Raw genomic sequence first — 20,394 nt, forward strand, 5'->3', positions numbered from 1 at the left:
GCGTCGGTCTCGTGGTCGGGCGCGAAGTCGGTCACGCAGAGGAGACTGTCCACTTTGCCGGGTAAGGCAACGTCCGCACCATGCGGATCGGATCATTCCTCACGTGGGGAAATCGTGGCGAACCCTTGAACTGCCCCTCCATAGCTCCAGGTTGACAGCGGTCTGTCGTGAGGCCCACGATGAGGCCACGCTGTGGCTCGTGTGACCAATGGGTCCAGTGTTTCTTCTGAACTGCCCCGTCGCCCCGGCCGTCGCCGATCCGGCCTCCGCCGTCCCGTGACGGGCCCTCGCCAAGATGGGATTCGCATGTCCATAGCGAGACGTGTTTCCGTGCGCCGCCTGCTGGGGACGGGCGCCGCATCGCTCGCCCTGTGCACCGCGTCCGTCGCCGCCGCCTCCGGGGCCTGGGCCTCCGAGACGCCCGGCGGCGACGGCTGGAAGTCCGGCGGCCAGTACCAGCCGGGGACCGGCGCGGGCACCGAGACGGAGACCGACCGCTGCCAGTTCTCGCTCGACGGCAAGAACTTCTTCGACTCGGTCAAGGTCGACGACCAGAACCTGAAGCCGACCGACGACGGCAAGGTCCACATCACCGTCCGGGCCGCCGACAACGCCACCACCTGCACGGCCTCCCTGGCCTCCTACCTGGCCCACGGCCCGAACTTCCGCACCTCCGGCGAGCAGGTCTTCGTCGACTTCGACACCGTGACGGTCAAGCCCGGCAAGACCGACACCCTCGACATCGCCGTCCCGGACGCCGGCTGCTACGCGCAGATCGACCTCTACCGGGGCGCGGTCAGGTTCGACGGCAAGCTCGACGCCAAGGACGGCTTCGAACACGGGGACCTGCCCAAGGGCCCGGACCGCCCGGTCATCAAGGACAAGCTGATCGCGGCCTGGAACGGCGGCTCGAAGGACTGCACGTCCATCGAGAAGCCGCCGACCGAGCAGCCGCCGACCTCCCCGCCTGCCGACACGGAGTCGCCGTCGGCCCCGGCCTCGGAGACGCCGTCCGAGCCCGCCTCGGAGAGCCCGTCGCAGACCCCGTCCGAGTCCCCGTCGACGTCCACCCCGACGCCCAGCGCCTCGGAGTCCAGCACCCCGCCGGCGCCCACCCCCAACGGCGGTGGCGGCGACCTCGCCGAGACCGGCGCCAACAGCAACACCGGTGTGATCGCCGGCGGTGCCGCGGCCCTGCTGGCGGGCGGCGCGGCGATCGTCGTGGCGACCCGTCGGCGCAGGGCGACGCGCTAGGACGCGTCCAACGGGACCAGTGACTCGACGCCGGCCGGGCCGTGAGAAACCGGCCGGCGTCGTTCGCCGGCCCCGGGCGCGCTGCGGCTGCCACGGCTGCTACGACTGCTACGGCTTCTCCACCGTGGTCAGCCACAGATTCACGTACCGCTCGACATCGACGCCCAACGCCACGTCCACCAGCGGCTGTTCGCGGACGCCCTCGTGGATCTCGGACTCGCCGGGGCGCGGGCGGCGGTCGACGATCGTCTGACCGCGGGCGGGGCCGGGGGCCAACGCGACCTCGACCGGGAGCAGCTCCGTCGTCAGGCCCGCCGGGTCGGCGACCGCGCAGACCGCGCCCGCGTCACCGAGCCCGCCCGTGGGGGTGGGGTCGCCGGAGGTGGCCGGGTCGCGGTGGGCGAGGAGTTCGCCGGCCAGGCGGAGGCGGGGCTCGGAGCTCGTACGCAGCCGCTGGACGTCCGCCGCCGGGACGATGACCCGCTTGAACACGTCCAGGCCGTACATCGTGATCGGCACCCCCGCGGTCAGCAGGATCGCGGCCGCCTCCGGGTCGTGCCACACGTTGAACTCCGCGACCGGCGTGGCGTTCCCCGTCGCCACCGCGCCGCCCATGAACACGATCCGCTCGATGTTCCGCACCACCTCCGGGTGCGTACGCAGCAGCAGGGCGATGTTGGTCAGGGGCGCCGTCGGGATGAGGGTGACCGGGCGCGGCGAGGCGAGGATCTCGCGCCGCAGCAGCGTCACCGCGTCCACGTCGACCGGGACGCGGGTCGGCGCGGGCAGCCCCAGGTCGCCCATCCCGTCCTCACCGTGCACGTGCCGGGCCACGCGCACCGGCTCGATCAGCGGCCGCTCGGCGCCCCGGGCCACCGGAATGTCACCGGCGCCGGCCTGCTCCAGCACGGTCAGGGTGTTGCGGACCACCCCGTCCACGTCGGTGTTCCCGGCCACGCAGGTCACCGCGCGCACGTCGAGACCGGGGTGCCGTACGGCGAACAGCAGGGCCAGGGCGTCGTCGACGCCCGTGTCGCAGTCGATGATCACCGGGATGGGCCGACTGGTCACGGCGGCGCTCCTCTCTCCTTGGACGGGTCTCCGTGGACGGGTCTCCCTGGACGGGTCTCCGTGGACCGAGACGCGTGTACGTGAGCCATGTGTACGAGAGCGACCTTACGCAGCGCGCCACAGTTCGGTGCCCCGTTCCGCGACCCGGGCGGCGATCCGGTCCAGCAGCTCCGCCACGGGCACCGCCCCCGGCCGCCGCCCGTCCCGCAGCCGTACGGCCGCAAGCCCGCCGTCGGCCTCCCGCTCCCCGATCACCGCCTGGTACGGCACGAGCCGCGCCGCCCGGATCCGGGCGCCGAGGGTGCCCTCGCCGGGGCCGCGCACCTCCGCCCGCAGCCCGCGCGCCACCGCCTGCCGTACGACCTCGTGCGCCCGCTCCTCCTGCCCCTCCGCCACCGGCAGCACCGCCAGCTGCACGGGTGCGAGCCAGGCCGGGAAAGCGCCGCCGTGCTGCTCGATCAGGTGGGCGACGGCTCGTTCCACGCTGCCGATGACGCTGCGGTGGACCATGACGGGACGGTGCTTCGCGCCGTCGGCGCCGACGTAGTGCAGGTCGAAGCGTTCGGGCTGGTGGAAGTCGATCTGGACGGTGGAGAGGGTGGCCTCCCGGCCCACGGGATCGGTGATCTGTACGTCGATCTTCGGGCCGTAGAAGGCGGCTTCGCCCTCGGCCGCCTCGTACGCGATGCCCGAGCCGTCCAGGACTTCCCTGAGCAGCGCGGTGGCCCTGCGCCACAGCTCCGGGTCGGCCACGTACTTGCCGCCCTCGCCCGGGAGGGAGAGACGGTACCGGGAGGCGCGGATGCCGAGGTCGGCGTAGGCGCGGGCGATCAGGGCGAGGGCCGCGCGGGCCTCCTCCACGGCCTGGTCGAGGGTGCAGAAGACGTGCGCGTCGTTGAGGTGGATGGCCCGGACGCGGGTCAGGCCGCCGAGGACGCCGGACAGCTCCGAGCGGTACATGCCACCCAACTCGGCGATGCGCAGGGGTAGTTCGCGGTAGCTGTGGGAGCGGGAGCGGTAGATCAGGGCGTGGTGGGGGCAGAGGCTCGGGCGCAGGACGACCTGCTCCGCGCCCAGGTCCATGGGCGGGAACATGTCGTCGCGGTAGTGGTCCCAGTGGCCCGAGATCTCGTACAGGTCGCGTTTGCCGAGGACGGGCGAGTACACGTGCCGGTAGCCGGCGGCACGCTCGACCTCGCGGACGTACTCCTCCAGGGTGTGGCGGACGACTGCCCCGTCGGGGAGCCAGTAGGGCAGACCGGCGCCCATCAGGGGGTCGGTGTCGAAGAGGTCGAGCTCGCGGCCGAGGCGGCGGTGGTCGTTCCGGGTGGGTTCCACGGTGGGTTCCTCTCGGGAGAGAGGCGAGCACCCGCACGACGAAGCCCCGGGGCACTCGCCCCGGGGCTTCGGACATCCAGTGGTCAGCGCGCCGGGACACTCTCCGGCGTCGTCGTGAGGGAGACGTGGGCGCGCTGCATGGGGGGAGTGTAGCGAGGGGGTGGGGGAGGGGCGCGAGCTGTTTTTGCGGGTGGGGGGTGGGGCGGGTGGGGGGCAGGTGTCGGTGGTGGTGCCGGTGCGGTGCGGGTGGTGCCGGGGGCCGGTGCGGTGCGGTCGCGCGGGTGGGGCGGGTGGGGGGCAGGTGTGGGTGGTGGGGCCGGGGCGGGAGCGGGGGCCGCCACCCGCCCGTACCAACCCCCGTAACCCGGACGGACCGCCGCGCTGGTCGGCCCGCGGGCGTGATGTTGCCGTGAGAGGAGGCACCGTCACCGTCCACCAGGAGGCACCCCCCCGATGACCCGCCGTACCCTCCTCGCCTCCGCCCTCTCCGTCGCCGGACTTCTCACCGTCACCGCCTGCGCCACCCTCGGGCTGAAGCATCCGCCGACCGCCGAACCGGCCGCGCCGACCGTCCAGCGGTCGTCGGCCGCGCCGTCCGCGCCGGTCGCCTCCTCCGTCCTCACGGACGCCCAGGCGCACGCCGCCCTCATCAGCGACACCGACCTCGGCGCGCCCTGGAGCCCGACACGCGGCGCCGCCACCTGGCGGGACGGCATGCTCAAGGCCACCACCCCGACCGCCGACTGCCAGAAGCTCCTCGACGGCCTCTACGCCGACGAGCTGCTCGGCGGCCCGGCCCGCGCGGTCGTCGCCCTCGACGACCTCGACACCGACGCCCAGCTGCGCTACCAGCTCACCGACCTCCGCCCGGCGGACGCCGACCGCGCGATGGCCTGGCTGCAGACGCTGCCGGAGACGTGCGCGCAGTTCACGGCGAACGCGCCGAACGACACCGTGCTGGAGGCCACCGTCGCCGAGCTGCCCCTGCCGGAGGTGGGTGACGTCCGCCAGGGCCTGCGGGTGACCCTGACCGACTGGGACACCGACGGCGACCCGCTCTCCCTCACCCTCGACGTGGCCGCCGTCCGCGCCGGCCAGGACACGTTCGCGCTCGTCAACGGCGGTGTGAACGACGTACCGAACGAGGCCACGCAGGCGGCCGTGCAGTTGGGGGTGCAGCGGCTGACGGAGGTGAGGAAGCAGGGGCGGGTGGACGTGTAGGCGAGGGGAGTGATCCGGGGGGCGGGGGGCGTGATCGGCGGGTGGCAGAAGCCACCGGGGCGTGGCCGACCGGGGCTCGGGACGTGGTCGACCGGGGCTCGGGACGTGGTCCGGGGCTCAGTCCGTGTCGAAGCGTGTCTCCCTCACCACCACCTCGTGCGCCACGTCCAGGACCGTGCGGCCCTCCGCGAAGGCGTGGGCGCGCAGCAGGGACAGGGCCTCGTCGGAGGCGACGCCGCGCTGGGCCATGACCATGCCGACGGCCTGGTAGACCTCGTCGTGGTCGGTGGCCAGCGGGCTCAGCCAGAGCCCGTCGCCCTGCCGGCCGGCCTCCTCGCCGCGCGGCAGCGCCATCAGCGCCACCGTCAGGACGTCCGCCACGAGCCGCGCCGTGCGGATTTCGTCGTCGGCCAGCTCGCCGGGGACGTCCCGGTAGAGGTCGAGGGTGCCCACGCACACCGCCCGGTCGCCCAGGGGCAGCGCGTACACCGCGCGCACCCCGGCCGCCGCCGCCTGCTGGGCGAACACCGGCCAGCGGGAGGCGTCCCGGCCGGCCGTGAGGTCGGAGGCGAAGACGGGCGTACCGGTCTCCGCCGCCCGCAGGCAGGGGCCGTCCCCCAGCGTGGCCTGCACCTCCATCAGATGCGCGGCCCGCTCACTGCTCGCGCTCAGCGGTACGGGCATCCCCTCGCCTCGCAGCGACACGCTCGCGCCGCTCACCGGCAGCAGCCGCACCGCAGCGGCGCACAACCGCTCCGGCACCTCGCCGGGCTCCGCGCCCCGCACCTCCTGGGCGATCACGTCGGCAATCCGTTCCCGGCTCCGGTCGGGCATGGCGACCACCTCCGCCCACGGCTGCCGCACCCCGCTCCGTCGTCGGCCGGGTACCCCCCGCCCGCCGGGGAAACCGATGCGGCCACGGCTTCTCGTAGGGGTCCGCCGGCTGTTTCACCTGCGTCACCGTGGCCACGCCGAGGACCGGCGACCAGGCCTTGTCGCGGTGCGGGGTGTTGCTGCCGGGGGCGCCTGATGCCGGTGGGTGGGTCGGGGTCGTGGCGGTGCGGCGAGCCCGTCGCGTGTTGGGCGTACGGCTGCCTGCTGCCATGGCTGGACTTGGCTGTGACGAGCTGAGCGACGGGCTCCTGCCGCACCGCCACGACCCACTCCCGTGCCATGGCGGCCGCGGGAGCGATGCGGCTGCGCCGGGCCGCCACGAACCGGGCCCGCCGTCTCGCGGGTGCGGGAGCGGCGGGGCTGCGCCGCAGCGGACACGGCTCGCTCGCGTGCGATGGCGGCTGCGGGAGCGTCGGGGCTGCGCCTTGCCGCCACGAACCGCTCCCGCCGTCTCGCGGGTGCGGGAGCGGCGGGGCTGGTCGTGCCGTCGGGAATCGGGCCCGCCGTCTTGCGGGTGTGGGCTACAGCGGGGGCTGGGCCGGGGCCGGGCCCAGGGTTGTTGTTCCGGGGGCTGTGCGGTGGCCCAGGCCTGTGCGGTAGGCGTCCAGGGCTGCTTCCACTCTTCCCGTGCGGCGTAGCAGGTCGCCCAGGAGGCGGCAGAGGTCGGCCAGGTCTCCGGCGGCGCCGGCGCGTTCCAGGAGGCTCAGGGCTCGGACGTAGTGCTCCTCGGCGGCCTCCGTGTCGCGGGCGTCCTCGGCGATGATGCCGAGGAGGCGGTGGGCGCCGGCGGAGTGGACGGCTCCGCGTTCGGGGGAGAGGTCGCCGAGGACGCCGTGCAGGAGTTCGGCGGCCTCCTCGGACTTGCCCCTGCGGTGCAGTACGTCGGCCAGTTCCACGGCGACCTGGCTGCTGTAGAGGGCCGCGTGCTGGGCGGCGAGCATGGTGTGGGCCTGCTTCAACTCGTCCTCGGCTCGCTCCAGTTGGTTGTTCTGGGCGTAGACGTAGCCGCGCATCCAGTGGCAGTTGGCGAGTTCGGTACGGAGCTGGAGCTGGCGGTAGAGCTCGGCGGCCTTGGCGAGGGAGGTGTCGGCCTCGGCCAGGCGGCCCTCGGCGAGGAGGGTGCGGGCGACGGAGCGGTGCATGTGGGCGACGAGGGCGGGGTCGCCGACCTGGGGTGCGAGGGCGAGGGCGAACTCGGCGGCCTGGGCGGCGCGGGCGTGGGCGCCCATGTCCATGTAGGGGCCGATGATGGAGGCGTAGAGGAGGAGTAAGGCGTCGGGGTCCTGCAGTCCGGACCTGTTGAGTTCGTCGAGGGTGGATTCCAGCAGGTAGACCGCGTAGCGGAGTTCGCCTGCCAGATAGTGGGCCACCGCCCGGCCCCGGAGCGCCGGTACCCGTACGGGGAGCGGGGACCGGTCCAGGCAGGCCTCCGCCCGTTCGAAGTGCTCCCGGCCCCGTTCCAGGTCGCCGGTGGCCAGGGCGCACTCCCCGAGGCCCAGCAGGGCGGTGGCCTGCTCCGCTACGAGGCCGTACTCCTCGGACTCCGCCAGCAGCGTGGTGTACTGGGCCGCCGCCTCCTCCGCCTCCCCGGTGGCCAGGGCGCGCTGGGCCTCGGTGAGGCGCAGGCGGAGGTCGGTGACCAGGCGGGGGGAGCGGCCGGTGGCGAGTTCCTCGAAGTCCACGCCCAGCCGGGCGGCGATGTGTTTGAGCGCGTCGTCGGAGGGGCGTACCCGGCCCGCCTCCAGCGTCGAGACGTAGGCAGGGGTGTAGGTCGGCTCGGCCAACTGCCGTTGTGTCAGGCCGCGTTCGATCCGAAGTCGCTGCACCCGGCGCCCGATGACCTCCGGTTCGTCCCGCGTCCCCACGCCCCGACTCCCCCCAACTCCCCTTGGGCCTCTTGCCGTTCGATCGGCACAGCCCCTAGGTTAAACGGCGACTTAAGCATGCTTAATACACGGTTGACGCCAACAGCCGTGCCAGAAGTCGCTTTTTGTCCGCCGTAGTCGCCGACGCTGCGAGGTTGCCGTGCACGGACGCACATCCGCACCCTACGGACGTTCTTCGCATCGGTACGCCAGAGCCGTCGCGGCGGCCGTCCTCGCCGTGGCGGCCCTCGTCATCGCGGCCAAGGCGGTCCCGGCCCACGCTACGGACAGCCGGCCGGCCTCGTCCGCGGCGCAGGACCAGGCGCAGCGCGGGTAGGTCAGAATTCCGCCGTGTCCAGGTCGAACCCGAGAGGGGCGGGCAGCGGCACGGTGAGGCCGAGCTTGCACTTCGACGCCTTGGCGTACTGGTCGCCGGACGGCTCGGAGTGGACCGTCACCTCACCCGCCTCGCGGTCGATCAGGAGGTAGACGGGGATGCCGGCGCGGGCATAGCCGAGGATCTTCTTCTCACGGTCCCGGTCGGCGGTGCTGGTCGAGGTGACCTCGGCGACGAGGAGGACGGCGGAGGGGTCGTGCCATTCTTCCTTGTCGTCGAAGGTGCCCTTGGGGGCGACGGCGAGGTCGGGGACGACGTGACCGGTCACGGAGGCGCCGGGGAGGTTCAGGCCGATGCCTGTGTAATTGCGCAGGGACCGGTCTCGTCGGCGGTCGATGACCTGCTCCGTCAGCTCCGACACGATCTCCTCGTGCTCCCCGTTTGCCGGAGGCGTCACGCAGATCTCCCCTTCGATCAGCTCCACGCGCCAGCCCTTGGGAGCCGTCGCACTGATGAGCTGGAAGACCTGCTCGACGCTCGCGCCCTCGTGGCTGGGCACGCCGCTGTCCGCGTCGCTGTCGTCGTCAGGGTCGTCATAGGGGCCGTGGATGGCCTCGCCCTGGTACCCCGGCATGATGATCGGCTCCGCCGTCGCCATGACAGACCTCCTTCGCTCAGCGCGACCCTCCCAGGGTAGACGGGGAGCCCGAAGAGGGAATCCGGAGCCGTTCACTCGAACGAGTGTGCTGGTACGTTTCGGCACGGCCTGCCCTAGTCGCACGTCCTCCGGTACCCCGCGTCCGGCACGTACGTCCTCCACTGCTCCTTCGTCAGGCCCGCCCCCGCTCTCGCGCACACCTGTGCCACCACCCGGGCCGGGTCGATCACGTACCGCTGGAGGGGGACATGGGTGCCGGAGGCGTACAGGGTGGTGCTGTCGGGGCTGAAGGAGAGGGACTCGATGGCCTCGCCCGCCGTGGGGACCGGGTCGCCGAGCGGTTGCTGGGTGGCGATGTCCCAGAGGTGCAGGGCGCCCGCTTCGCCGCCGACCGCGAGGGTGCGGCCGTCGGGGCTGAGCGCCAGGGCGGCGACGGCCTCGGGGGTGTCGCCGAGGGGGGCCGGGAAGACGTTGCGCAGGACTCCCGAGCGGCGGCGGAGTGCGCCGTCCCAGAGGGCCACCCGGCCCGTCATGTCGCCGGCCGCCAGCAGGGAGCCGTCCGCGTCGAAGGCGAGGGCGCCGATCTGCTCGCCCTGGACCAGGTCGCGCCGCAGCGAACGGCCCGAGGGGAGGGGGACCGTGCTGGTGTCGGAGAGGAGGAGGCCGCCGTCGGGGCGGACGGCGAGGTGGATGCCGGTCAGGCCGCGCGGCAGGGGCGTTCTGCGGCCGTCGGGGACGTTCCACGCCTCGTCGACCACCGTGCCCACCCGTTCCGTGCGGGCCGCGTAGAGGGTGCGGGCGTCCGGGGAGAGGGCCAGCGACAGCACCGCGCCCGCCGGGTCCGTCGCCGACGGCGCCAGGTCCAGGCTGGTGGTGGCGTGGTCCCCGCGCACGTCCCATACCGTGATCCGCTGCGGGGCCGCCTCCCTGCCGGGGGCCGCGACGCCGTACGCGAGGGTCGAGCCGTCCGGGCTGAAGGTCATCAGGGGGAGGGTGTCCGCCAGGACAACCGGCAGGGCGCGGTCGCGGGAGACGGGCAGGGGTGGGGCGGGGAGGGTGCGCGGGGTGCCGGTGCCGTTCGTGGGCAGGAGGCGGAAGGTGTAGTGGGTGCCGGTGCGTTCCGCCGTGGCGAGGGTGCGGCCGTCGGGGCTCAGGAGGGTGTCGGCCAGGGGGCGGGCGCGCCAGGACTTGGTCGTCGGGGCCGTCACGTCCAGGGAGTGGACCGTGCCGCCCTCCAGGTAGCGCAGGACCGGGTGGGCCGGGTCCCAGGCCAGGCCGCCGTAGAGGTGCTGGTTGTTCAGGGCGCGGCGGAAGACGGGGGTCGCGGGGGAGCTCAGGCGCCAGACGCGGACCTCGCTGCGGTCGGCGGTCGCGAGGAAGGAGCCGTCGGGACTGAAGGTCGCGTAGGCGGCGGGGGAGGGGAGGGTGGCGAGCGCACGGCCGGTCCTCGTGTCCCAGACCTCGACACCGGTGTCGGTGAGGGCGGCGAAGCGGGCGGTGCCGGGCGGGGCGGGGACGAGGGCGGAGGTGTCCGTGCAGACTCCGCTCGCCCGCTGCCAGGCGCCGGGGACGGTGCGGCCCGCCCTGCGGACCGTGGGCGCCGCGCCGACCGGGCAGGTCATCACGGCGTCGCCGTCCGGGGCGACCGCCACGTTCGCGCTGCCCGCCGTTCCCCGTGTGGCGGACAGCAGGCGGCCGTCGGCGGTGGAGCGGAGCTGCACCCAGTCGTCGTCGATGCCGCTGAGGAGGTAGGTGTCGCCGCCGGGGTTGAAGCCGAGGTCGTACCAGCCGGAGGGCGGGCGGCGCGGGCCGGCCGCCCAGCGGGCGGTCCGGGTGTCCCACAGGCGCGGGCCGTCGGCCGTGGACACGGCGAGGAGGCGGGCGTCCGGGGACACCGCCTGGACCGTGTCCGTGCCGTCCGGGAGCCGGCCGGAGCGGGTACGGCGGTGAGTGGTCACGTCCCAGGCCGTCCAGCGGCCGTCGGCCACGCTGAGCAGGGTGCGGCCGGAGTCGGCGAGGAAGCGGCCGGGGCCGTCGCCGGGGGCCGGGTCGGTGAAGGTGTCCTGTTCCGGCTGGGCGAGCGCGCCGAGCAGCGCCCGCCGGGACTCCGGCAGCGGCGAGACCCGCCAGGCGGCCACGCCGAGCAGCATCGCCGCGCGCGGGTCGGTGGTGCGCAGACCGTCGGCGACGGCCGCGATACGACGGGCGGCCGTGTCGGTGCGCTGGCGCGCGTTCTCGCGGGCCTGGTTGCACGCGGTCACGCCGGCGAGCAGCGCCACCGCGAGCACGGCGGACAGCGCGGCCACCAGCGTCCGGGACCGGCGCGCGGAACGGGCCGCCGTGCGCCGCTCCACCGCGCGGGCGGTGAGCGAGGCCCGCACGAAGGCGCGCTCGGGCGCGGTGAGCGCGCTGTCGCGGGCGTGGTCGGGGAACAACTCCTCCAGGCGCGCGAGCCGGCTGCCCCGGTACAGGGTGCCCGGGTCGCGGTCGTGCTCCAGCCAGACACGGGCCGCGTCGGTCAGGCGCCGGTGGTGGCGCAGCCGTTCGCGGTCCTCCTGCAGCCAGCCGTGCAGCCGGGGCCAGCAGGTGAGCAGGGCCTCGTGGGCGAGCTGGACGCCGTCCTCGGCGGCGGTGAGCAGCCGGGCACTGGCCAGCCGCTCCACCACCAGGGGCACCGACGGGTCCGCCCAGGCGTCGAGTTCGGCGCGGGTGAGGGGGCGGCGGGTGTCCGGGGTGCCCTCCTGGCCGGGCGCGACGAGCCGCAGCAGCAGGTGCCGGGCCGTCGTCGCCTGCGGCGGCGACAGCTCGCCGTACACCTTCTCGGCGGTCGCGGCGATCGCTCCGCGCACCCCGCCCGCCGCCTCGTACGCGGCGAGGGTGAGCATGCGGCCCCTGCGGCGGCGCCAGGTCTCCAGCAGGGCGTGCGAGAGCATCGGCAGTCCGCCGGGCTGGTCGAGGACCTCGTCGACGATGCGCGCGGTCAGCTCGCGTTCTACGAGCAGCCCGGCCGCCTGCGCCGGGCGCACCACCGCCTCCCGCAGCTCGTCCGCGGTCATCGGGCCGAGCAGCAGCCCGGCGCCGGAGAGGGCGTCGGCGAGACCGCGGTGCTCGGCGCAGCGGGCGTAGAAGTCGGCGCGGACGGTGAGCAGGACACGCAGCCGGCTCGCGGGGGCGCGGGCGGCGAGCAGTAGGTCGATGAAGCGGGTGCGTTCGGCGCGGTCCCGGCAGAGGGTGAAGACCTCCTCGAACTGGTCGACCACCACCCAGCTCACCGGCGCGTCCGCGGCGGGCCGCAGCAGATGTCCGTACGTCTGCGCGGGCCGCGCCCCCGGCGTGAGCACCCGTAGTACGGCCGTACCGCCGCGCCGGGCGATCTCCTCGCGGAGGCGGGGCAGGAGTCCCGCCCGCAGCAGCGAGGACTTGCCGCTGCCGGAGGGCCCGAACAGCACCGCCAGCCGGTGGTCGGACACCAGCCGGTTCAGCTCCTCGACCATGCGGTCCCGGCCGAAGAAGAGGTGCCGGTCGTCGGTCTCGAAGCGGGCCAGCCCCCGATAGGGTGCCGCGCCGTCCCCCTCCTCACCCGCGGCGGCCGCCTCCGCCTCCTTCCACCGCGGCTCCCACTCCTGCGGGTCGCCGCCGCAGGCCCGTACGTATCCCTGGAGGACGGCGAGCGACGGCAGCCGCTCGCCGGCCGCCGCCTGCGACAGCGTGGTCGCCGAGAAGCCGGCCGCGCGGGCCATCGTCCGGTACGCCGGGCCGCCGGCCGCCCGGCGCAGCTCCCGCAGCTCGTGCGCGAGTCGCTGGACGGGACCGGCCTCGGGGTCGACGGGTCTCTCGGGACGCCCCATGCGTTCACCTGCTTCCGCGCTGCACCGACCGCTTTCGTACGAGGTGTTGATGACAGGTGAGTGAAGCATGTCCGAACAATTAAGAGAGCGCTTTCTGCATTGATTGCCCTGTGAGAGGGAGTGCCAATCAACTCCGCGGCTGTGAGCGTCAGTTGCGCCGGCCGATGTCAGGCCCGGTACTCCCGGCCCTACCAGCCGGGCGACCCGCACAAAGAGCACGTGGAGAAACCCGCATGTCCCAGGCAGTCAAGAGCAGATCCGAGGCGGCCAAGAGCAAGCGCACGTCCCGCCTCGGCAGGGCCGCCGTCGTCGTGGGCAGCGCCGCTGCGCTGACCATCGGTCTGACGGGCAGCGCCAACGCCGCCCTGCTGAACCCCTTCCCGTACATGGGCCAGGGCGCCCCGGTGCAGGAGATGTTCCAGCCCTTCTTCGACTACGACTCGGACGGCTGCTACCCGGCGGCCGCCGTCGACTCCAGCGGCCGGCTCAACGGCGGCCTCAACCCCTCCGGAGCGCTCAACGGCAGCTGCGGACGCGACCACCTCGGCAAGGCCAACACCTACTCGCGGGCCAAGTGCGACAAGGGGACCGGCTGGTGCGGCGTCGTCTACACCCTGTACTTCGAGAAGGACCAGGGCAACGTGGTCCTCGACATCGGGCACCGGCACGACTGGGAGGCCGCCGTGGTCTGGTACCGCAACGGTGACCAGTGGCCCAGCTACGTGTCCACCTCGGCCCACGGCGACTACACCACCAAGCGGTTCAACGACGTGGAGCGGGAGGGCAAGCGCTTCAAGGTCGTCTACCACAAGGACGGCGAGTTCGGCACCCACGCCTTCCGCTTCGCCAAGGTCGGCGAGCGGGCGGAGGCGTGGGGCGACGGAGGCTGGGACCGTCCTGCCCTGGTGCCCTACGACACCCTGTGGAGCGAAAACCGCACCGCCTTCAACGCGCTGGCGAACTCCGAGTGGGGCCAGGCCAACTTCCCGCTCCAGGACAAGGGCGACCGCTTCCGCAACACCCTGAACGAGGCCAAGCCGTCCGACATCCAGTTCAACGCCTGGAGCTGAGCCTCCCCGACCGCGGCCACCGGCGCCCCCTCCCCCGCCCCCGCCGGTGGCCGCACACCGCTGCGCGGAGCCGCGCGGGGTCACACCCGGCCACCCGGACGGCTCTGCCCCGGTGAGCCAGGAGGCCCGGCTCGCGTGAGCAAAGGCGAGGGCGGGGGTGGCCGGTGGGCCCGAGGCCGGGACGGTGGGGACGGGGGACGTCCGCAGGTGGGTGGGCCGTTGGGCCGTTCACGTGTGCGGGCGTCGACGGAGCCGAAGGCTCCGGGCGGTCAAGTGGGGACGGGGGGACGTCCGCGGGTGGGTGGGCCGTTGGGGCGTTCACCTGTGTGGGCGTCGCGGGAGCCGAGGGCTCGGGGCGGTCAGCTCTGGGTCTGCAGGTGGTGAAGTTGTCTGCGGACGTGAGCCAGTGCGCCCTCGCGGCGGCCCGGGACCCGGCTGCGGAGGTCGGCCAGGGCGGGGCCGAGTTCGCGGGCGCGGGGGGCGTCGGTGATACGGCCCCACTGGTGGTGGGCGCGGTCCACGGCCGCCTCCACCGGCGGCGCGTCGGCCGGCTGGCCCGCGGACAGGCGGGCGGCGGCCACCGCCATCCACGTACGGCAACTGCGCTCGGCGTCCCCCGCGAACATCGCCAGGTCGGCCCGTACCTCGGCCCAGTGCAACGCCTCCTCCGACCCCGGCCCGTGCGCGGCCACCGCGGCCTGCTCGCAGCGGGCGGCGAGGGCGTCGGCGTCCGCGTGGTTCCCGGACTGGACGGCGGTGGTGATGGCGGCGTGGGGGTCGGGGGCGGGTCGGAAGGTGGGCTGTCTCGTCGGCGGGACGGGGAGTGCCGGGCCGTCGTGGGGGGCCGTCCGGTCGGGCGAGGCCGGGAGTGGGGGAGTCTGAGGACGCGGTCCGTCGAGGGGCGATGCGGGGGGCTGGGGTCGGTGGCCCCCGGGAACGGGAAGGACAGAGGCGGCGGGGGCGAAAACCCACCCGGTGCCACCGACGCCGACCCCGACCCCGGACAGCACGAGGTCCCCCACCTCGCCCTCCCCGGCCACCCGGGCCAGCGCCATCTGATGCAGCTGCTCCGCCGCCGGTCGCCCCCCGCTCCGCAGTATCGTCGCGACCGCCTTCATGTACGTCGGCGTGGCCACCCTGCGCCGCCCGGCCGGCGGCGCGATACGGCCGTGCACGGCGACGCCGGGCCCACAGTCCAGGGCGTGCTGCCGCAACCACGACCACGTCTCCGCGTCCGCGTGCAGGTCGAGCAGCAACGTCGTCGACCCCGCCGGCCGCAATCGCAGCTCCTCCCGGAACCAGTGCCAGGGAAAGGCGGTGTACCGGACGGTCGCCGGCGTCGTACGGGCCAGCGCCAGATGGGGCAGCCGCTGACGCCGGTCGAGCTGGAGCTGCCCGGTGACGAAGACCGTCAGCGGCCCGGTCGCCGCCGCCGCGGCCCGCAGCCGGGTCAGCACCGCCTGCGGCTCCAGCGGGTCGGCGAGCTCGACGACGTTCGCGGTGTCGGTCCCGGCCAGCACGGCGGGCGGTACGGCCGCGAGCACGGGAAGCACGGACGCCGCGTCCACCAGGCACCCCTTGCCCACGGGTGAGGCCGCGAGCAGCAGCACGGTTCCGGGCATCGTCCCTCCCCCTGTCGATCACGTACGTCAGCACCGTAACCGCTGCTGCTGCAAAGGTGGACCTCAGGACTGCAAACGTCCCCGTACGGGGCCTTCGTCGCCCTCCGCGCTCCCGGCCCCCTTCCTGCGCACCGCGAAGATCGTCGTGTCGTCGTCGAGACGCCCGCGGCAGTGGCGCAGCGTGCGGTCGCGGACGTGGGCGACGAGGCGGTCGGGGTCGGCGGTGCGGGGGTCGCGGCTGAGGGCCTCGGCGAGGTCGGCGGCGAGCGGGTAGAACGCGCCGCTGCCGTCACGGGCCTCGGTGACACCGTCGGTGACCAGCAGCAACGTCTCCTCGGTGGCGAAGGGGACCCGCAGGACGGGCGGGAAACCGCCGGAGGTGAGGTCACCGAGGCCGAGCGGGAGCCCGTCGCCGCACGGCAGCTCCCGTACCCCCGCCGGACCGAGCGCGAGCGGCGGCTCGTGGCCGAAGCCGACGAACCCGACCACCCCGGTCTCGCCCACGGGGAAGTCGAGGAGTGCGGCGGTGGCGAAGCGGTCGCCGTCCTCGCGGCCGAGGGCGACGGTGTGCACGCGGTGGCGGCGCATCCGGGTCTCCAGGCGTTCGGCGACGGTCGCGAGGTCCGCCTCGTGGTAGGCGGCCTCGCGGAACGTGCCGAGGAGCGCGGCCGCCGCCTCCACCGCCCCCAGCCCCTTTCCCTGCACGTCACCGAGGAGGACGCGGGTGCCGTGCGGGCCGGGCTGGATGTCGTAGAAGTCGCCGCCCATCCGGGCTTCGGCGTCCGCGGCGAGGTACACCGCCGCGTGGTCCAGGCCGCCCCAGCCGGCCGGCAGCGGGCGCAGCACGGTACGGCGGGTGGTCTCGGCGATGTGCCGCATGTGCAGCATCCGCCGCTCCACCCGCACCCGCATGTCGGCGGCGAAGACGGAGAGCACCCCACCGACCAGGACGAGGACGAAGTCGGCGGGGCCCGCACGGTACTCCTCGGGCCAGGCGGAGTCCGCCCCGACGTACGTGATGAGGGCGAGCACCGCGAAGAGCGCCGTCGTCCACACCCCGCACAGCGCGGCCGCGAGGGCGGCGGCGAACACACACCAGGCGACGATCCGGAAGTCGCCGCTGGTGTTGTAGTCGACGACCGCGATGGCGACGAGCGTCAGCAGCGGCACCAGCCAGGTCACGCTACGGCCGCGGATCTGCAGCAGCTGGTGGCGTTGCAGCACGTCCCGGCGCCGGGCCCGCGGGTAGCGGTCGAGCAACCGCCGGCCCCGCTTCATGAGGTCAGCGAAGCACGCGGCGCCCCAGGTCGCACCCCGGCCGCGACGCCGACTTGCCACCGGCCCCCGCGCGGGTGTGCCCTGGAAGCCGGGGCGAGGAGAGAGGAGTGCTCTCATGGCTCATCCGGCACCCGCGCTGGGAGTGGGGACCCGTCCCACGACGACACCCGATGTCTTCGACGAACGGACCCATCTCATCGCGAAATGGACGCTGCCCGTGGTGATGGGGCTCGTCTACGGCTACTGGGCCGCGGCCAACCAGCGCGGCGGCGGGCCCGTCACCGGCTGGAACGTCCTGTTCGGCTTCGTCACGGCGCTCGTGTTCACCGTGCTGTACGTCGGCGTACGCGCCGTGGCACCGCGGATGAAGCGGGAGCAGCACGCCCTGCTGTGGTCGGCGTTCGCCGGCTGCGCGTTCGGGTTCCTGATCAACCAGGCCGGGTCGAGTGTCCTGTACTCCGCGGGCGTCGCGGTGGCGATCGCGGCGGGGTTCTTCGTGGTGCTCTTCTATCGGTACTACACGCACGAGGACGCGGAGGGACACCGCATCGGCTGACCTGACGGTACGTGCGCCAGGCATGCGTGCGCCAGGCGTACGTGTGCGTGGGCCCCGGCGGTTTCTCGCCGGGGCCCACGCTTCCCTCATCCCTCCACTCACCGCGCGAGCGGGATCCACTCCCACCCGCTCGACGAGGTTCCGGAAGTACCGACGCTCAAGGAGACCGAGAAGCTGAACGCGGCGGATACCGAGACGCTCCAGGAGTCGTTCCCGACCGGGTCCGCCCGGTCGGTCCAGGCCGCGTCGCTCCACTGCGGCGACGAAGCCCGCTGTGGCAGCGGATCGGCTGACGGTCGCAGGCGCAGGTCCTGCATGCCGCTCCCTCGTCCTTCGGCAGAGGTCGGCGGAGCTGCCGCCGCCGTGGTGCCCGCCGCCGCGACGGCGAGGGTGCCACCGGTGAGCAGGACCGCGGCCAGAGTCCGCAGGGCTGGAGTGGTGCGCATGATCGGCCTCCTTCTCCCCAGATCCATGAGACACCCGTTCGGGTGAACCCTCCACCGGAGAGCGGAGTCCCCAGTTCCGCGAGGGGGCGTCGGGCGCCACTCCACTGGCGGAGTCCCGCTCGCGCGGCCTCCCCCGCACCGCGTTGCCTGGAGGCGTGTCCCGACGCCCGCGAAGCCCACGGACCGCCGTCTCGGCCGTCCTCATCGCCCTCGCCTGCCTCCTGCTGCCCTTCGGCACACTGGCGGCCTGGGCGGCGTACGGGCTGACGGACACCGGACGCTACGTCACCACGATGGCGCCGCTCGCCTCCGACCCCGCCGTACGGGACGCCGTCGCGGACACGGTGGGTGAGGGCATCCTGCGCGAGGCGGCCCGCGACGGGCTCCAGCCACCCGCCGAGGTCGCCCCCTTCGTGCACGACGCGGTGCTCTCCTTCACCCGCACCCCGGCCTTCCACGCCGGATGGGACGCGGCCAACGAGGCCACGCACCAGTCGGTCATGGCCGCTCTGCGCGACGACCGCGCCGACGACGTCACCGTGGACCTGACGCCGGTGGCCGCCCGCGTCCAACACCGACTCGCCGCCGACCGGCTGCCGTTCGCGGAACACGTCCCGGCCACGCACGCCCGCGTCACCGTCCTCCCCGCGCGGGACCTGGCCGCGCTCCGGAAGGGCTACCGCGTGCTCGACGTCGCCGGTTTCTGGCTCCCCCTCACGGCCGTCGCCCTCGCCGTCACCGGCATCGCCGTCGCGGCCTGCCGCCGCCGCGCGCTCACCGCGACAGCCCTCGGTACGGCGCTGGGCGGCGCGTTCCTCGGCCTGGCGGTGGCCGTCGGGCGCCGCCTGACGCTCGCGGACCTCCCCGACCGCCGGTACCGCCCGGCCGCGGCGGCCGTCTACGACGCCCTCACGGCGACATTGCGTACGGCGTCCTGGCTGCTGTTGGTGCTGGGGCTGGCGGTGGCGGGCGGGGTGTGGGGCATCCGGTACGTCCATGTACGGCGGGCTCCGCCTGCCGAGCTCCGCCGATGCCGCCGGCCTCTGCCCACCCACCCGCCCGACTCGGTCGGTCGAAGAGGCCCGCCCCCACCCGGGGCTCCGCCCCGGCCCCCCAGGCACTCGCCCACCCACCCACCCGACTCGGTCGGGCACAAGTGAACCTTCCCGGGGCTCCGCCCCAGACCCCGGCGGGGCTCCACCCCACACCCCGAGAGGGCTCGCCCACCCACCCGACTCGGTCGGGCACAAGTCAACCTTCCCCGGGGCTCCACCCCAGACCCCGGCGGGGCTCCGCCCTCCCCGCACCCCCACCGACACCGCCCCTTACACCCCACAACTCCGCCTTCCGGCAAGGGCTTTGCCTGCCGATCCCCTACCGGCGCCGGCCCCTCACACCCCAAACTCCGCCTCCTCGCAGGGACTTCGCCTCCGGCACCCCCACCGACACCGCCCCGCACCCCACACCTACCCCTCCCCGTAACAGCTTTGCCCCTGCCCCCGACCTCCGCCCCTCCGCCCCCTCCTCCCCACACCAGCTCACCCAAGCCCCACCCCCCGCGCCACCCCCGCAAGCACCCCCAACGCCCGCTCCAACTCCCCCTCCTCCGCTGACGCGAGGCCCAGCCTCACCGCGTTCGGGGTGCGGTGGGGGTCGACGGTGAAGGCGGTGCCGGGGGTGATGGCGATGCCGTGGGTGGCGGCTGCCGCGGTGAAGGTGTCCGCTCGCCAGGGGGCGGGGAGTTCCCACCAGGCGAAGTAGGCGTGCGGGGCGGTGCGGACGCCGAAGCCGTCCAGGTGGGCCGCCAGCAGCCGCTGACGGCGCGCCGCATCCGCCCGCTTCGCCGCCACCAGACGCGCCACGGTCCCGTCGCCGACCCACCGCACCGCCGCCTCCAAGGCGAACCGCCCCGCACTCCACCCCCCGGACCGCACCGCGCCGGCCACGGCCTCGACCCGGTGCTCAGGCACGACGAGGAAGCCGACGGTCAGTCCCGGCGCGACCCGCTTGGACAGCCCGTCGACGACATGCGTCAGCTCGGGCGCGTGAGCGGCGAGCGGGACCGCGTCCGGCTGGAGGAAGGACCAGATGCGGTCCTCGACAGCCGGGATGCCCATGTCCCGTAGCGCGCCCGCGAGTTGCCGCAGCCGCTCTTCGCTCGTCCTCAGCGACGTCGGGTTGTGCAGGGCGGGCTGGAGGTAGAGGGCGGAGAGGGGAGCGGTGCGGTGGGCGGCGGCCAGGGCGTCCGGCCGTAGGCCCTCCCCGTCACCGGCGATCGGCACCAGCACGATCCCCAACCGGGCCGCGACCTTCTTGACCAGCGGATACGTCAGTTCCTCGACCCCGACCCGGCCGCCCGGCCGGACCAGGGAGGCGAGGGCTGCGGCGATGGCCTGGCGGGCGTTGCCCGTGAAGAGGAACCGGCCGGGGTCGGGGCGCCAGCCGGGGAGGCCGAGCAGGTCGGCCGCGGCCGTGCGGGCCGGGGCGGTGCCGTCTGCGGCGGCCGGACGCATCGCCTCACTCAGCACGTCCGGCCTGAGCAGAGAGGCGAGGGCGGACGTCAGCAGCTCGGACTGGCCCGGCGCGGAAGGGTAGTTGAGCTCCAGGTTCACCGGAGCGGCCGTGGCCGTCTCGATCAGCGCCCGCCCCTGCTCGGCCACCGGCGTGGCGCGCACGAAGGTTCCGCGGCCGACCTCGCCCACCACCAGCCCGCGCCGCACGAGTTCGCCGTACACCCGCCCGGCCGTCGAGGCGGCGATGCGGTGTCGTCGTGCGAACCGCCGCTGTGGCGGGAGCTGTTGACCGGGGACGAGCCGCCCGGCGGCGATGTCGTCGGCTATGCGGTCGGCGATGCGCCGGTAGTCGTCCACAGGGTCCCCCTCATGGCATTGCACCGAGGGCAAAGATCTTATTGCACCGAGGAGTTGTCCGACCCT

15 protein-coding genes are annotated in these 20,394 nt (G+C 74.2%); 5 read left to right on the top strand and 10 right to left on the bottom strand.

Going from position 1 to position 20,394, the window contains the following annotated elements:
* Window positions 1–306 precede the first annotated feature (306 nt).
* On the top strand, window positions 307–1,254 hold the full coding sequence (locus tag ACPT94_RS21035) for an LAETG motif-containing sortase-dependent surface protein (protein ID WP_360350936.1): 948 nt from the start codon (window positions 307–309) through the stop codon (window positions 1,252–1,254).
* Between the two features lie 108 nt (window positions 1,255–1,362).
* Here the strand turns inward: ACPT94_RS21035 and ACPT94_RS21040 are convergent, their stop codons facing one another.
* Window positions 1,363–2,325 carry a nucleoside hydrolase gene (locus tag ACPT94_RS21040; protein WP_425246528.1) on the bottom strand — a complete coding sequence of 321 codons (963 nt, stop codon included), beginning with the start codon at window positions 2,323–2,325 and terminating at the stop codon, window positions 1,363–1,365.
* Between the two features lie 105 nt (window positions 2,326–2,430).
* Entirely contained in the window at window positions 2,431–3,663 is a 1,233-nt protein-coding gene (gene thrS / locus ACPT94_RS21045) for a threonine--tRNA ligase (protein WP_425246529.1), read from the bottom strand.
* Between the two features lie 453 nt (window positions 3,664–4,116).
* Between thrS and ACPT94_RS21050 the strand changes: the two genes are divergently transcribed.
* Complete coding sequence (locus ACPT94_RS21050; RefSeq protein ID WP_360350945.1) at window positions 4,117–4,884, top strand: hypothetical protein; 768 nt, start codon at window positions 4,117–4,119, stop codon at window positions 4,882–4,884.
* Between the two features lie 117 nt (window positions 4,885–5,001).
* Here ACPT94_RS21050 and ACPT94_RS21055 read toward each other — a convergent pair whose 3' ends face one another.
* The 4 genes from ACPT94_RS21055 to ACPT94_RS21070 all read right to left on the bottom strand — a co-directional run bounded on the left by ACPT94_RS21055 (window position 5,002) and on the right by ACPT94_RS21070 (window position 12,486).
* Window positions 5,002–5,718, bottom strand: coding sequence for a GAF and ANTAR domain-containing protein (locus tag ACPT94_RS21055; RefSeq protein ID WP_360350948.1), 717 nt, complete (start codon window positions 5,716–5,718; stop codon window positions 5,002–5,004).
* A gap of 581 nt (window positions 5,719–6,299) precedes the next feature.
* The gene (locus tag ACPT94_RS21060; protein WP_425246530.1) at window positions 6,300–7,643 is read right to left on the bottom strand and encodes a helix-turn-helix domain-containing protein; all 1,344 of its coding nucleotides are present in this window, start codon (window positions 7,641–7,643) and stop codon (window positions 6,300–6,302) included.
* A gap of 338 nt (window positions 7,644–7,981) precedes the next feature.
* Window positions 7,982–8,638 carry a Uma2 family endonuclease gene (locus ACPT94_RS21065; RefSeq protein WP_360351501.1) on the bottom strand — a complete coding sequence of 219 codons (657 nt, stop codon included), beginning with the start codon at window positions 8,636–8,638 and terminating at the stop codon, window positions 7,982–7,984.
* Window positions 8,639–8,751: 113 nt separating this feature from the next.
* Complete coding sequence (locus tag ACPT94_RS21070; protein ID WP_425246531.1) at window positions 8,752–12,486, bottom strand: nSTAND1 domain-containing NTPase; 3,735 nt, start codon at window positions 12,484–12,486, stop codon at window positions 8,752–8,754.
* A 233-nt stretch (window positions 12,487–12,719) separates the two neighbouring features.
* Between ACPT94_RS21070 and ACPT94_RS21075 the strand changes: the two genes are divergently transcribed.
* Window positions 12,720–13,556: an NPP1 family protein gene (locus tag ACPT94_RS21075; RefSeq protein ID WP_360351496.1), complete on the top strand. Its 837-nt coding sequence runs from the start codon at window positions 12,720–12,722 to the stop codon at window positions 13,554–13,556.
* Window positions 13,557–13,915: 359 nt separating this feature from the next.
* Here ACPT94_RS21075 and ACPT94_RS21080 read toward each other — a convergent pair whose 3' ends face one another.
* Together ACPT94_RS21080 and ACPT94_RS21085 are read right to left on the bottom strand one after the other, a co-directional pair.
* Complete coding sequence (locus ACPT94_RS21080) at window positions 13,916–15,178, bottom strand: hypothetical protein (protein WP_425246532.1); 1,263 nt, start codon at window positions 15,176–15,178, stop codon at window positions 13,916–13,918.
* A gap of 63 nt (window positions 15,179–15,241) precedes the next feature.
* Window positions 15,242–16,456, bottom strand: a complete 1,215-nt coding sequence (locus tag ACPT94_RS21085) for a PP2C family protein-serine/threonine phosphatase (RefSeq protein WP_360351490.1) — start codon at window positions 16,454–16,456, stop codon at window positions 15,242–15,244.
* Between the two features lie 115 nt (window positions 16,457–16,571).
* Between ACPT94_RS21085 and ACPT94_RS21090 the strand changes: the two genes are divergently transcribed.
* Window positions 16,572–17,012, top strand: a complete 441-nt coding sequence (locus ACPT94_RS21090) for a hypothetical protein (protein WP_360351487.1) — start codon at window positions 16,572–16,574, stop codon at window positions 17,010–17,012.
* Window positions 17,013–17,110: 98 nt separating this feature from the next.
* On the opposite strand, the gene ACPT94_RS21095 is transcribed toward ACPT94_RS21090, so the two are convergent.
* Complete coding sequence (locus ACPT94_RS21095) at window positions 17,111–17,458, bottom strand: hypothetical protein (protein WP_360351484.1); 348 nt, start codon at window positions 17,456–17,458, stop codon at window positions 17,111–17,113.
* Between the two features lie 155 nt (window positions 17,459–17,613).
* On the opposite strand from ACPT94_RS21095, the gene ACPT94_RS21100 reads away from it, so the two are divergent.
* Window positions 17,614–18,618: a hypothetical protein gene (locus ACPT94_RS21100; protein ID WP_425246533.1), complete on the top strand. Its 1,005-nt coding sequence runs from the start codon at window positions 17,614–17,616 to the stop codon at window positions 18,616–18,618.
* 378 nt (window positions 18,619–18,996) lie between these two features.
* Here the strand turns inward: ACPT94_RS21100 and ACPT94_RS21105 are convergent, their stop codons facing one another.
* Entirely contained in the window at window positions 18,997–20,328 is a 1,332-nt protein-coding gene (locus ACPT94_RS21105) for an aminotransferase-like domain-containing protein (protein ID WP_360351479.1), read from the bottom strand.
* Window positions 20,329–20,394: the final 66 nt, after the last annotated feature.

It is taken from the genome of Streptomyces aurantiaciflavus (assembly GCF_049808595.1).
Lineage (GTDB): Bacteria > Actinomycetota > Actinomycetes > Streptomycetales > Streptomycetaceae > Streptomyces.